The organism is Kitasatospora sp. NPDC092039 (genome assembly GCF_044756065.1).
GTDB lineage: Bacteria > Actinomycetota > Actinomycetes > Streptomycetales > Streptomycetaceae > Kitasatospora.
Genome location: NZ_JBIVSD010000011.1, coordinates 187,522 through 199,428, shown reverse-complemented (window position 1 = coordinate 199,428; position 11,907 = coordinate 187,522). Strand labels below are relative to the sequence as shown.

Sequence of the window (11,907 nt, the reverse complement as noted above, 5' to 3'; positions counted from 1 at the left end):
ACGGTGCCCGGAGGAGCCGGGCGGCCGCATCGGACCGGTGTCGACACCGCAGGTCACCCACGGCCGTACAACCACGGTCGGATGACGGCGCCGAGGAGCGCCGTTACGATCTCGAACCATGCCCTCGACCCCCTCCCCGCCACTGCTCCGGCGCGTCCCGCCCGAGGCCTGGGTCGGCCTCGCCTGGTGCGTGGCCGCCGGCTACCCGGCCGTCCTGCTCGGCGGAGCCGCCGCGCAGCACCCCGGCGCCGCCGCGCACGGCGGCTGGGCGTTCACCCTGGCCGACACGGTGGTGGCCTTCGCGGGCGCGGCGCTGGTGCGACGGCTGCCGGTGCTCTCCGTCGCCCTGCTGCTGGTCGCCGCGTTCACCGAGACGGACGGCTGGGCCGCCGGCGCCCAGGTGCCGCCCGGCGCGCTGCTCGCGGTGGACGCCGCGCTCTGCCTGATCACCGCGACCCGGCCGCGGCGCAGCTCCCGGGCCGCGTTCGCGCTGGTCATGCTCTTCCTGGTGCTGCACATCGGCCTGGTGCGCGGCAGCACGGTGGGCGTCTTCACCGGCACCCACATCGGCTCGGCCGACGGCGCCGCACTGCTCGCGCTGGTCGCCTGGCTGGTCGGCCGCTCGGCACGGCAGAACCGGGAGCACGCCACGGCGCTCAGCGCCCGCGCGGCCGAGGAGGCGGTCACCGCCGAACGGCTGCGGATCGCCCGCGAGATGCACGACACCGTCGCGCACGGCCTGGGCGTCGTCGCCCTCCAGGCCGGCGCGGCCCGCCGGGTGATCGGCCGTCGGCCGGAGCGGGCCGAGCAGGCGCTGGGCGAGATCGAGGCCGCCGGACGGGACACCCTGGCCGCGCTGCGCCGGATGCTGGTCGTGCTGCGCCGGGCCGACGGCGAGGCCTCGGCCACGGTTCCGCAGGGCCTGGCCGACCTCGACCGGCTGGCCGGGGCGACCACGGCCGCGGGGGTGCGGGTGGAGGTGCGGCGGCACGGCGAACCGGGGCCGCTGCCGCCGGAGGTGGACCTCGCGGCCTTCCGGATCGTCCAGGAGTCGGTCACCAACGTGGTGCGGCACGCGGACGTCGGCACCTGCGTGGTCGCGGTGGACCACCGTACGGCGGGGGAGCTGTCCGTCGAGGTCACCGACCGGGGGCGGGGCCGGGGCCACGGGCCCGGCGCCGGGTTCGGGCTGGCGGGGCTGCGGGAGCGGGTCGCCCTGCTGCGCGGCGAGTTCGAGGCCGGGCCGCTGCCCGGGGGCGGCTTCCGGGTGGCCGCCCGGCTGCCGGTGCCGGGCCCGTCCGCGTCGGGCGGGGAGGTGGCGGCGTGATCCGGGTGGTGCTGGCCGACGACCAGCCGCTGGTGCGCGCCGCGCTGGAGATGGTGATCGCGGAGACGCCGGACGTCGAGGTGGTCGGCGAGGCGGGCACCGGGGTGGAGGCCGTCCGGCTGGCCGCCGAACTGCGGCCGGACGTCGTGGTGATGGACATCCGGATGCCCGGCATGGACGGCATCGAGGCGACCAGGCTGGTGACCGCCGAGGGCGGGCCGACCAGGGTGGTGGTGCTCACCACCTTCGACGAGGACGAGCACGTGTACGCGGCGCTGCACGCGGGGGCGTCCGGCTTCCTGGTCAAGGACATGGCGCTGGACGACATCCTCGGCGCGGTGCGGGTGGTCGCCGCGGGGGACGCGCTGATCGCCCCGGGCGTCACCCGTCGGCTGATCGGGGCGTTCGTCGCGGGGCGCCCGCCGACGAACGCCCCGGGCCCGGCCGCCGCCGTCGAGCGGCGGCTGGCGGCGATCACCGGGCGCGAGCGGGAGATCCTCACCTTGGTCGGGCGGGGGCTGTCCAACGCCGAGATCGCCGCCGAGCTGGTGCTCAGCGTCGCGACCGTCAAGACCTACATGACCCGGCTGCTGGCCAAGCTCGACGCCCGGGACCGGGTGCAGCTGGTCATCCTGGCGTACGAGGCGGGCCTGGTCTCGGTCTCGGCGTCGGGCTGACCGGGCCCGCCGCGGAAACGACCTGCAGCGGAAACGATTCCGTCGAAGAAACGATTCGGCGGTCGGTCGCCAAGCGTCGGCGCTCAGCGCTTGATCGCCACGCCCGCGTACATCGCGATGTCCTGGTCGCGGACGGGCGCGGCGCCGGCGTCCGGGCGCCAGTGGTGCACCAGCGTGACGCCCGGGTCGAGCAGCTCGTAGCCGTCGAAGAACGCCTCCGTCTCGGCCTTGTTCCGGATCTGGAGCGGGATGCCGCGCGCGTTGTACTCGCGGCCGACGCCGCCCACGCCCACCGGGTCGGTGTCACCGGTGAAGACCGTCAGGGCGAGGAAGCTGCCGGGCGCCAGTGCGTCCATGAAGCGGCGCACGATGCCCTGCGGGTCGTCCTCGTCCAGCACGAAGTGGACGATCGCGATCAGCGACAGCGCCACCGGCTGCGAGAGGTCGAGCACCTCGCGCAGCCGGGGGTCGGCGATGATCGACTCCGGGTCGCGGAAGTCGGCGTCCACGTAACAGGTGCGGCCCTCGGGAGAGCTGTCCATCAGGGCCCGCGCGTGGGTCAGCACGATCGGGTCGTTGTCCACGTACGCGACCCGGGCCCCGGGGGCGACCGCCTGGGCGATCTCGTGGACGTTCGGCGAGGTCGGGATGCCGGTGCCGATGTCGAGGAACTGCCGCACGCCGTAGTCCTCGGCGAGCCGGCGCACCGAGCGCTGCATGAACTCGCGGGTGGTGCGCATCGAGATCGGCAGCGACGGCCAGGCCTGCACCGAGGCGTGCGCGGCGGTGCGGTCCGCCTCGAAGTTCGTCTTGCCGCCGATGAGGTAGTCGTAGACCCGGGCGGAGTGCGGAACGTCCATCCGCAGGTCCACCGACGGGTAGTCCTCGCGCGGACCGTGCTCCGTCCGGATCTCGTTCGCCATGCTCGTTCTCCCGCTCCTGGACATCCGTTCCCGGACGATCCGTCACCGGCCGCCGTGGTGGCGGTCCACGGTGCGCATGGTAACGGTCGCCGGGAACAGCGGGATGACGGGGTCTCAGGCCGGTGCCTCCGGGGAGCTCGGTTCGAGCACGACGGCGCCCGGCTGGCGGGGGACGGCGGCGGTGTCGGTGTCGCCCCGGCCGTGCGCCGCGAGTTCGAGCGCGGCGCCGATCCAGGCGATGCCGAAGGCCCAGGTCGCCAGCCATTCGGACAGGTACAGCGGCCGCACCGACCAGTCGGAGCCGACGCCCGCCGCCCCGGCCAGGAGGGAGAGCGCCAGGGCGGCCAGGATCACCACCCCGGCCACCAGGTAGGCCCTGCCCACCCGGGCCGACTGGGCGGAGCGGGGATTGCGGAAGGAGTAGAGGCAGAACAGCGCCAGCATGACGAACAGCAGGCCGGCGAAGACCAGGTGGAGCACCCCGACGGTCCGCTGGACGCCGGACGCGCCGTCCGGGGTCGTCGGGCACAGCGCGACCCCGAGCGCGAAGAACCCGGCGGCCGTGCTCCAGCGGTCGTCCCGGCGGTCGAAGCGGTAGCAGATCAGGAACACCCCGAGGGCGCACAGCCCGCCGACGAAGAGGTCCCGGGTGTCGGTGTAGTACGAGCCGCTCATCGAGTCCGGCCAGAAGCCGTCGGTGCTGCGCCCCGTCACCTGGGCGGCCAGCCAGTTGCCGAACGGCAGGGCCGGCGGCAGCAGGATGCCGATCAGGCCGACGCCGAGGCGCAGGATCGCGATGGTCCGAACGTCCTGGGCGCTGTGCCGGACGTCGGGGGAGTGCTGCGTGCGCGAGTCGTTGGGCACGGACGCCTCCTTGCCTTTCGCACGGGCGCGGGGCCCGCTGGTCCTCCGGTCGCGAGGGGACGGCGCGGGGCGGGGCGGACGGGCGCCACCACACACCTGAGCGACCGTCGACTTGTGTACCCGGATCGGCGTTCGAAGCACCACCGATCCGGGCGGTTTACGTTCTCGGTGACCGTCCGGAGAACCAGGGCCACCATCGACCACGGCTGCCCGGGCCGTACCGGTCCGACGGCCCCGGGCAGGTCGGGCCGGCGCTCCCGGAACGGGGCCGGACCGGCGGACCGGCGGCGCGGAGGGGGAGCCCTGACGACGGCGGAGGCGGTGCGGCCACCACGGCCGGACCGCCTCCGCCGCCTGCCGCCGAAACGGTTCAGCCGGTGGGCTGCCGGGTGTGCGCGATCAGCGCGTTGAGCAGGGCCGCCCCGCGCTCGGCGTCGTCGACGCTGACCGCGAAGTCCGTGCCCCGGCGGGTGCGGACCACCAGGCAGACGCCCCGGCGCAGCATCACGGTGGTGCCGAGCCCGTTGATCCGGTAGCCCCAGCCGCCCGTCTGCGCGGCGGTGCGCTCCTCGGCGCGGGCGGAGTCGAGGTCGGCCGGGGACCAGTGGCGGGCCGGCCAGCCGAACGGGCCGAAGCCGACGGTCAGGCCGCGGGCGGTCACCCGTACCCGCACCGAGCAGCAGGCCAGGCACGCGAGGGAGGCGACGGTGAACGGCAGCACCAGCGCCCAGTCCAGGTCGGAGACCCCGCTCACGACGGCCAGCAGCCCCGCCGCCGCGGCCAGTCCGAACACCGCCGCGGCCAGTTGCAGCCACGGGTTGGCCGCCCGGGACAGCCAGACGAACCGCTCGCCCGCCGGCACCTCCAGCGCCGGTGCCCCGGCCGCCGGGCGCGGCTCGGGCCGGCCGCCGTAGCGGCGGCTCGCCAGCCAGACCAACAGCCCGGCGAGGCCGGTGGCCAGCAGGACGAGGACCACCTCGACGCCCATCGGTGCGGCGTCCTGCCAGCGGGTGCGGTCCAGGTTCGCGTGCACGATGGAGGCCTGTGCCCCCGTCAGCAGCACCCCGCCGGTCGCCAGCGTGGCCGCCGCCGCCCCCGGCAGCCGACCGGCCCGGTAGCGCTGCAGGGCCACCGCGGTCAGCACCAGGACCGCCCAGAACACCGCCGGGACGAGTGTGGCCGCCGTCAGCGACATCGAGTCGTTCGGCTTCCGTCCGTCCCAGTGGGTGGCCAGCTCGTCCGGCAGCCGGTGGCGCGCCACCAGCGGCAGGGCGATCAGCAGTGCCAGCACGCCGACCGACCAGGCCGCCGCGGCCCAGACGGCACCGCGTGGTGCCCGCCGCTGCGCCGCCGTCGGCTCCGTCGTTCCCTCGTCCGTCACGACATCCCCCTGATCATGTCCACGAGATCGTTCCTGCTGTAGCCGTCCCGGGCCGCGTCCTCGACCAACCGCCGTACCCGCTCCACCAGTTCGGAGCGGGTGTCGGCGCCGGTCGCGATCGTGATGCCGCGGCCCCGGCGGAACTCCAGCACCCCCTCGTCGCGCAGCGTGCGCAGCCCGCGCAGGACGGTGTTGGCGTTCACCCCCAGGGCCCGGGAGAGCTCCCGGGCCGGGGGCAGTTTGTCGCCGGGGGCGCACTCGCCCTCGGCGACGGCGCGTCTGATCGCTCCGGCGACCTGTTCGTGCAGTGGTCGGGTGTCCCCGATGTCCAGCTTCAGCAACATGGTGCTATTGACGATAGCACCATTCATCGTTGAAGCCACCCTCCCCGGCGCCCGCCCGCCCGTTCCACCGCGCGCGGCGGCTACCCCCGCTCGTCCCCGATCAGCCCGAACTCCTGCATCAGCTCGCCGATCTCGGTGGCCTCCAACCGGTGCAGCAGCCGCTTGCGCAGGAACTCCGGCCCGGGCAGGTCGAGTTCGGCGCCGTCCCGGAGCCGGGTGGTGGCGGCGAGCAGCTTGCGCACGTCGTAGGTGGAGTTGAACACCTCCGGCACGCCGCGCTCGACGTCGAGCAGCCGGTAGGCGGCCTCCATGCCGGTGCGCACCGAGTACTCGGTGGTGAAGACGCAGTCCCGGGTGGTCTCCGCGAACTGGCCGATGAAGGCGAAGTTGACGGCGCCCTCGGGCACCACGTCCGGCCGGTCGCCAGCGCGCCGGGGCAGGAAGAAGGACGTCACGTACGGCATCATCACCGGCACGCAGCGGGCGGCCCGCGCGGCCAGCTCCGGGATCTCCTCGACCGGCACGCCCAGGTGGTACAGCCACTCCTGGGTGATCTCCTCGCCGGTGCACTCCTGCATCGGCTTCTTCACGAAGTCGCCAGGGCGGTCGACGAACAGCGAGTAGACCCAGGCCACGACCTGGTCGGCGGGCTGCTTCTTGAAGTGCGGCTGGCGGTTGACCGTCCAGCTCAGCAACCAGGAGGAGTCCCGGGCGGTGACGATGCCGCCGGTGACCACGCCGCCGCCGAACGGGTCGCGCCCGGCGACCTTCCGGATGTAGTGCGGGATGCGCGCGTCCAGGGTGGTGACGGTCGCCGACTCCCACTTGCTCTCGGCGATGTTGCCGCAGAACACCTCGGGGCGGCCGAACGCCGGGTCCTTGGCGGCGATCCGGCGCCACAGGTCCCAGGCCGGGGCCGGGCCCTCGTCCAGCCGGGCCGGGGTGTGCTGGTCGCCGTCGTCGGAGTTCTCGGTGAGCGAGCCGATGGTGGTGAACACCAGGTCGTCCGGGCCGAGGTCCACCCCGCCCTCCCGGCCGACCTCCCGCCAGTGGATCCGGGTGGCCTGCTTGCGGGCGGGGGAGTCGGCGGTGGCCGGGGCGAGGTCGAAGTCGATGTCGGTGACCTCGACCTCGTAGCGGAACCGCACGCCCTGGTCCATCAGCCAGTGGGTGAGCGGCAGGACCAGGGACTCGTACTGGTTGTACTTGGTGAACTTCAGCGCGGACAGGTCCGGCAGGCCGCCGATGTGGTGGACGAAGCGGTGCAGGTAGAGCTTCATCTCCAGCGCGCCGTGCCATTCCTCGAAGGCGAACATGGTGCGCCAGTACAACCAGAAGCCGCTGTCCAGGAAATTCCGCGAGAAGACCTCGTCGATCCGCTTGCCCTCCAACTCCTCCCGGGTGGCGAGGAAGACCCGGACCAGGTCCTTCTGCGCCTTGTCGTCGAGCGCGAACCGGCCGTCGGTGCGGGCGTCCTGGCCGCGGCGCTCGGTGACCCGCTGGAGCGAGAAGTTGGGGTCGTCCTTGTTCAGCCAGTAGAACTCGTCCAGCACGGACGCGCCGTCGACCTCCAGCGAGGGCACCGAACGGAAGAGGTCCCACAGGCACTCCATGTGGTCCTCCAGCTCGCGCCCGCCGCGGACCACGAAGCCCTTCTCGGGCACCTCGATCCCGTCCAGCGCGCCGCCGGCCAGCTTGAGCCGCTCCAGGACGGTGATCCGCTCGCCGGGCACCTGGCCGTCCCGGACCAGGAAGGCCGCCCCGGCCAGGGCCGCGATCCCCGACCCGACGAACCACGCCCGCTTGCGGTCGGCCCCCTCCGGCTTCCTCGGCCGGGCGAACGCCTCGTAGTTGCCGCTGCTGTAGTACAAGCCCGTGCTCCCTAGAAAGTTCGGCATCGAACCGCCCGTCGGGCATGCCGCATCCCGGCGGGCCGTCTCCATCCACCCATCCGTCGGTGATCTTCGCCTGCTGAGTAGGCCGAACGGGGGACACGCGGACGGGCCGGACACCCGGCGGGCCGCGTATGGAGGGCGTTGGGAACACCGCCCGGAACGTCAGGAAGGCGTCAAGGAACGCAGGTCAGCCCGGGTACGGCGGTTGGCTGGGGAGCGACGGAGGACACGACCACACGAGGACGGATCATGCACGGCAACGGGCGGCACGCGGACGGGCGGCGCGGGGACGGGCGGCACGCGGACGGGCGGCGCGGGGACGGGCGGCACGCGGACGGGCGGCACGGCAACGAGCGGCGCGCGGACGGCGCGGCGCCCCGGGTGGTGGTCGGGGTCAGCGGATCGCTGGGAAGCCTGGCGGCGCTGCACCGCGGCCTCGCCGAGGCCCGCAGCCGCGGCGCCGACCTGGTGCCGGTGCTCGCCTGGGAGCCGCCCGGCGGCGAACACGGCTACCGGCGCTCGCCCTGCCCGCCGCTGCTGGCCGCCGTTCGGGAGGCCGCCGAACAGCGTCTGCGGGACGCCCTCGACGCGGCCTTCGGCGGAGCCGACCCCGGCGTCCCGTTGCGCCCGGTGGTGATCCGCGGCGAGGCCGGCCCGGCCCTGCTGCACGTCGCCGACCGGCCGGACGACCTGCTGGTCCTCGGCCGGAGCGGCGGCCCGCTGCACCGCCGGCTGCGGCGCTCGGTGCCCGGCTACTGCTCCCGACGGGCGGGCTGCCCGGTGCTGACCGTCCCGGCGCCCGAGCTGCTGCACGACCTGCACCGGCTGGAGTCGGCGCGGCGGCGCGCCCGCCGGCACCTGTCGGCCGGGCCGCTGCCAGGGCTCCTCGTGGCGGAGCGGTAGAGCGGTAGTTCGCGGTGCGGACGCACTCGGCCGGCCCCGGGGTGTCGCCGCTGCGCTTCGGCAGCCCGCGCTGAGCCGCGCTCCGCGCTGAGGCGACGCCCCGTGAACGGTCCGCCGGTGGACGGTCCGCCGGTACGGACGGACCGGGCCGAGAGTCCGGGGCTCCGGCCGGTAGCCGGAGCCCCGGGCGAACCGGTGGGGACAGGTGGCCGGGCGCGCGGGGTGGTCGCCGGTTCGGACGGCGGGCCTGCCTCTACGGACGGGCCCGCCGCGACCACCCCGCGCGCTCCGGTCGGGTCGTGCGGATCGAGCGGTTACAGCGTGAGCAAAGTGCGGTGGGCCAGGGTGGTGTCCCGCAGCGGTTTGAGGGCCAGGCGGACCAGGGCCAGGGCGTTGTCGTCCCCGGCGATCCGGTTGGCGCTCAACTCGCCGCAGGACAGGCACTGGTGGATGATCATCCACTCGCCGTCGGCACGGACCGACAGGCTCAGCACCGCCATCCGGCCGCCGCAGCCGGCCGCCCGGTCGCCCGGTATCCGGCCGTCGACATGACGACTGGCCAGGCAGTTCGGGCAGTGGTTGCGATGGGCCGTGCCGGGGGCGTCCAGCGGGACGTCCAGCCGGCAGTCCACGCAGCGGAAGGCGTTCGCCCGATGGCCGCCCTGCCCGTGCAGGACGTCCTTGTGCCGCTGCGGGCGGCGTTCCCGCCGGCCCCCGCCGTCGGTGTTCTTGCGTCGTGGCATGGTTCGCCGCTCCCTCCTCTCCGTGCGCGGTTCAGAGGGTGCCGAACGCTTCGAGCGGGAACGGCGGTTGGGCGAGCGGCCGGACGGCCATCCGCATCAGGACGAGCTGGTTGTCGTCCGCGCAGACCGGAGTGGACGTCAGCTCGTCGCACCGTACGCACCGGTGGACGACCGTCCAGTCGCCGGTGCGCAGCACGGCGATGGCGATCGGCGACATCCGGCCGTGGCAGTCGCTCGGACCGCCCTCGACCTGGTCGACGACGTGCCGGGAGTGCAGGCAGGACGGGCAGTGGTTGCGCCGCGTGCCGTCGGCGGCGTAGGTGGAGACGGTCAGACCGCACCAGGCGCAGGCGAAGGTGGAGGTCTTCAGGACGGGGGGAGTGCTGGAGGTGCTGGACACCCGGGGTGCTCCTTGCTGGGGGGTTCGTGCGATGGCAGCAAGAGCAGGCCGAGTGGCCTCGACGGTTCGTCAGGCAGTGGCCGTCAGGCGGCGTGGCGAGGCGCACTCGGCGCAAGGCGGGACATCAAGACACCCTCTCGATCGGGCACGCGGCCCGGGTCGTCGACCGGTACGGAACGGGGTCAGCGTAACCACGGCGGTCGCGCGGGTGCCAACGATTTATCCGTCACCCCGTTCGTCCGCCGGTTCGTCCGTCCGCTCGTCCGCCCCGCTCGTCAACCGGCCCTCGCCGCCGTGCCGGAGATAAAGGGCACGCAGGATGTCCGTATGCAGATGACCAACGTGCCGCAGGCCGCCACGCTCGATGACGCGTCGTCAGTCAGCCGATCCCTGGCCCTCGCCTTCGCCGACGACCCGGCGATGTGCTGGCTCTTCCCCGACCCGGCCACCCGGCCGGCGGGGCTGGACGGTTACTTCACCACACTGTTCACCCGGCAGTACGTCCGGCACGGGGTGTGCGAGCGGACCGCGGACGCCGCCGCCTTATGGATGCCGCCGCAGGCGCAGGACAAGGCCGTTCCGGACGCGCAGACACTCGGGGAACTGGCGGCGCTCCTCGGTGACCGGGCCGAGCCGTTCCAGCGCTCCGTCGAAGCGGCCGCCGCGAACGTGCCGCAGGAGCCGCACTGGTACCTGGCGGTCATCGGCACCGACCCGGCGGCCCAGGGCCGGGGGCAGGGCGCCGCACTGCTGCGCTCCGGGCTGGCCAAGGCCGACGCGCAGGGGCTGCCGGTCTACCTGGAGTCCTCCAAGGAGGCGAACCTCGCGGTCTACCGGCACTTCGGGTTCGAGGTGTTGGAGGAGGTCAGGCTGCCGGAGGACGGGCCGGCGCTCTGGGTGATGCGGCGCGGGGCCCGCGGGTAGGGCGCACCCCGGCGCCGGCTCCGGGGTCAGTCCTCGGCGGGCAGCTCGGCCCCGCATCAGCCGATGGAGGCCTGGGCGCTGCCCACCGGCCCGCCGGCGGCGGTGAGCAGCAGGTTCGCCCTCGTGCCGCCCGGCGCGGTCGGCGGAGCCGGGCGACCCGTCCTCGGTGAAGACCACCACCGAGCCGAGTGAGGTGCTGAACCAGCCGCCCCGCCCGCGCCGGGGTCATCCGGCGCGGCGACCGAGGGGGTCGGCGCGGCGGCGACGGAGGTGACGATCCGGGAGCAGGCGTCCAGCGGCGCCTGCGCCCCCGGGCCCCGGCCCGGCCCGGGGCGGGTGTCGGCCACGGTGCTCACCCCTTCTCGCGGTGTGGTCCTCACGGTGGCACCAGGTGGTAACGACGGTGCGGTGTCCGGTCTTCCGCGTCCGTCCGCCGGGTCCGGTCGGGTTCCGCGTCCGAGCCGCCCGGACGCGGTCCCGATGTGCGGGAAACTCTAAAGAGAAGGAAAAGCGGGCGTATGGTTCCAGTAAAGCCGCAGCCGTGGGAGGGGCCGATGGAGACGACCATGCTGGAGCCGGACTGGCACGCGCTCGGCGGGCCGGGGGCCGGGCGGCTCGGGACGGAACACCTCCTGCTCGCCGTGGCCGGGGAGACCGGCCCCGCCGGCCACGCCCTCGCCGCCGCCGGGGCGGGTGCGGACACCCTGCGCGCCCTGCTCCGGGAGCGCGAGGGGCGCTGGACGGCCGACGACGGTCCCGCCGCCGTCCCCGCCCGCGAGGTGCTCGGCACCGCCGACGAGGACGGGCGGCTGCTGAGCGAGGCCGCCGCCCGGGCGCTCACCGCCGCGACCGGGCACGCCCGCCGGGACGGCGGTCCGGCCTGTACCGCCGCCCAGCTGCTGCGCGCCCTGCTCGCCGACGAGGACGACCGGCCGACCCGCGCCGCCGAACTGCTGCGCGCGGCCGGTGTCGCCCCGCAGGCCGTCCTGGACCGGCTGGACGCCGCCGGGCAGCCGGGTGGCGGGCTGGACCCGCTGCTGCGACCCACCCGGGAGGCGCTGCTGGCCCGCCGCACCCGGGGGGCCCCGCGCTGGAAGCGCCTGCTGCGGTCGGGCCCGTCCGGTCCGGCGGCCTGGATCCGGCTGGAGGCAGACGCCCAGGCGGAGCGCCTCGGGCGCCGTACGCCCGGCACCGAGCACGTCCTGCTGGCCCTGCTGGCGGTGCGCGAAGTGGCCCGCCACGAACCGGGAGCGGCGGAGGGGTTCGGCGCCGGCGAGCTGCTCGCCGGGCTCGGCCTCGACTACGCCCGGGCGCACGCCGCGCTCGGCTCCGGCGAGGTGACGCTGCCCGCCGACCCGCGCGCGGTCGAGGCCTACCTGGCCGAGGCCGAGGGCGAGGGCGGTGACCGGTTGGTGCGGGCGCTGCTGGAGGAGGACACCCGGGCCCGGCGCCTGGTCGAAGCCCTGCGGGGCTGAGGCGCCGCCGAGGGGGCGGACCGCCGGGGCGATCCACGTCACCGTCCCCGA

At 74.8% G+C, this 11,907-nt stretch carries 12 protein-coding genes; 5 read left to right on the top strand and 7 right to left on the bottom strand.

Annotated elements, in window-relative coordinates:
* Positions 1-118 precede the first annotated feature (118 nt).
* Complete coding sequence (locus ACIQI7_RS22610; RefSeq protein WP_401112778.1) at positions 119-1,327, top strand: sensor histidine kinase; 1,209 nt, start codon at positions 119-121, stop codon at positions 1,325-1,327.
* Positions 1,324-2,004 carry a response regulator gene (locus ACIQI7_RS22605; protein ID WP_401112776.1) on the top strand — a complete coding sequence of 227 codons (681 nt, stop codon included), beginning with the start codon at positions 1,324-1,326 and terminating at the stop codon, positions 2,002-2,004. Before ACIQI7_RS22610 ends, ACIQI7_RS22605 begins: the two co-directional genes overlap by 4 nt.
* Positions 2,005-2,087: 83 nt before the next feature.
* Here the strand turns inward: ACIQI7_RS22605 and ACIQI7_RS22600 are convergent, their stop codons facing one another.
* From ACIQI7_RS22600 to ACIQI7_RS22580, 5 genes are all read right to left on the bottom strand, one after another.
* Positions 2,088-2,927 carry an SAM-dependent methyltransferase gene (locus ACIQI7_RS22600; RefSeq protein ID WP_401112774.1) on the bottom strand — a complete coding sequence of 280 codons (840 nt, stop codon included), beginning with the start codon at positions 2,925-2,927 and terminating at the stop codon, positions 2,088-2,090.
* Positions 2,928-3,041: 114 nt separating this feature from the next.
* Positions 3,042-3,791, bottom strand: a complete 750-nt coding sequence (locus ACIQI7_RS22595; protein WP_401112772.1) for a hypothetical protein — start codon at positions 3,789-3,791, stop codon at positions 3,042-3,044.
* A gap of 370 nt (positions 3,792-4,161) precedes the next feature.
* Entirely contained in the window at positions 4,162-5,172 is a 1,011-nt protein-coding gene (locus tag ACIQI7_RS22590) for a DUF1648 domain-containing protein (RefSeq protein ID WP_401112770.1), read from the bottom strand.
* On the bottom strand, positions 5,169-5,516 hold the full coding sequence (locus ACIQI7_RS22585; RefSeq protein WP_401112768.1) for a GntR family transcriptional regulator: 348 nt from the start codon (positions 5,514-5,516) through the stop codon (positions 5,169-5,171). Before ACIQI7_RS22585 ends, ACIQI7_RS22590 begins: the two co-directional genes overlap by 4 nt.
* A gap of 80 nt (positions 5,517-5,596) precedes the next feature.
* The gene (locus ACIQI7_RS22580; RefSeq protein WP_401112767.1) at positions 5,597-7,387 is read right to left on the bottom strand and encodes an oleate hydratase; all 1,791 of its coding nucleotides are present in this window, start codon (positions 7,385-7,387) and stop codon (positions 5,597-5,599) included.
* A 273-nt stretch (positions 7,388-7,660) separates the two neighbouring features.
* Here ACIQI7_RS22580 and ACIQI7_RS22575 point away from each other — a divergent pair, with 273 nt between their 5' ends.
* On the top strand, positions 7,661-8,314 hold the full coding sequence (locus ACIQI7_RS22575) for a universal stress protein (protein WP_401112765.1): 654 nt from the start codon (positions 7,661-7,663) through the stop codon (positions 8,312-8,314).
* Between the two features lie 314 nt (positions 8,315-8,628).
* On the opposite strand, the gene ACIQI7_RS22570 is transcribed toward ACIQI7_RS22575, so the two are convergent.
* Both ACIQI7_RS22570 and ACIQI7_RS22565 read right to left on the bottom strand, forming a co-directional pair.
* Positions 8,629-9,057, bottom strand: coding sequence for an RNHCP domain-containing protein (locus ACIQI7_RS22570; RefSeq protein WP_401112763.1), 429 nt, complete (start codon positions 9,055-9,057; stop codon positions 8,629-8,631).
* Positions 9,058-9,088: 31 nt separating this feature from the next.
* The gene (locus tag ACIQI7_RS22565; protein WP_401112762.1) at positions 9,089-9,457 is read right to left on the bottom strand and encodes an RNHCP domain-containing protein; all 369 of its coding nucleotides are present in this window, start codon (positions 9,455-9,457) and stop codon (positions 9,089-9,091) included.
* A gap of 327 nt (positions 9,458-9,784) precedes the next feature.
* Here ACIQI7_RS22565 and ACIQI7_RS22560 point away from each other — a divergent pair, with 327 nt between their 5' ends.
* Both ACIQI7_RS22560 and ACIQI7_RS22555 read left to right on the top strand, forming a co-directional pair.
* A complete protein-coding gene (locus ACIQI7_RS22560) occupies positions 9,785-10,381 on the top strand; it encodes a GNAT family N-acetyltransferase (RefSeq protein ID WP_401112760.1) in 597 nt (198 codons plus the stop codon).
* A gap of 554 nt (positions 10,382-10,935) precedes the next feature.
* Entirely contained in the window at positions 10,936-11,856 is a 921-nt protein-coding gene (locus tag ACIQI7_RS22555; RefSeq protein ID WP_401112759.1) for a Clp protease N-terminal domain-containing protein, read from the top strand.
* The last annotated feature ends 51 nt before the right edge of the window (positions 11,857-11,907 follow it).

What these genes read in the sequence shown, in the direction of transcription:
- ACIQI7_RS22610 (WP_401112778.1), top strand. Translation starts at nt 119, where the DNA reads ATGCCCTCGACCCCCTCCCCGCCACTGCTCCGGCGCGTCCCGCCCGAG.
- ACIQI7_RS22600 (WP_401112774.1), bottom strand. Translation starts at nt 2,927, where the DNA reads ATGGCGAACGAGATCCGGACGGAGCACGGTCCGCGCGAGGACTACCCG.
- ACIQI7_RS22585 (WP_401112768.1), bottom strand. Translation starts at nt 5,516, where the DNA reads ATGTTGCTGAAGCTGGACATCGGGGACACCCGACCACTGCACGAACAG.
- ACIQI7_RS22575 (WP_401112765.1), top strand. Translation starts at nt 7,661, where the DNA reads ATGCACGGCAACGGGCGGCACGCGGACGGGCGGCGCGGGGACGGGCGG.
- ACIQI7_RS22570 (WP_401112763.1), bottom strand. Translation starts at nt 9,057, where the DNA reads ATGCCACGACGCAAGAACACCGACGGCGGGGGCCGGCGGGAACGCCGC.
- ACIQI7_RS22560 (WP_401112760.1), top strand. Translation starts at nt 9,785, where the DNA reads ATGCAGATGACCAACGTGCCGCAGGCCGCCACGCTCGATGACGCGTCG.
- ACIQI7_RS22555 (WP_401112759.1), top strand. Translation starts at nt 10,936, where the DNA reads ATGGAGACGACCATGCTGGAGCCGGACTGGCACGCGCTCGGCGGGCCG.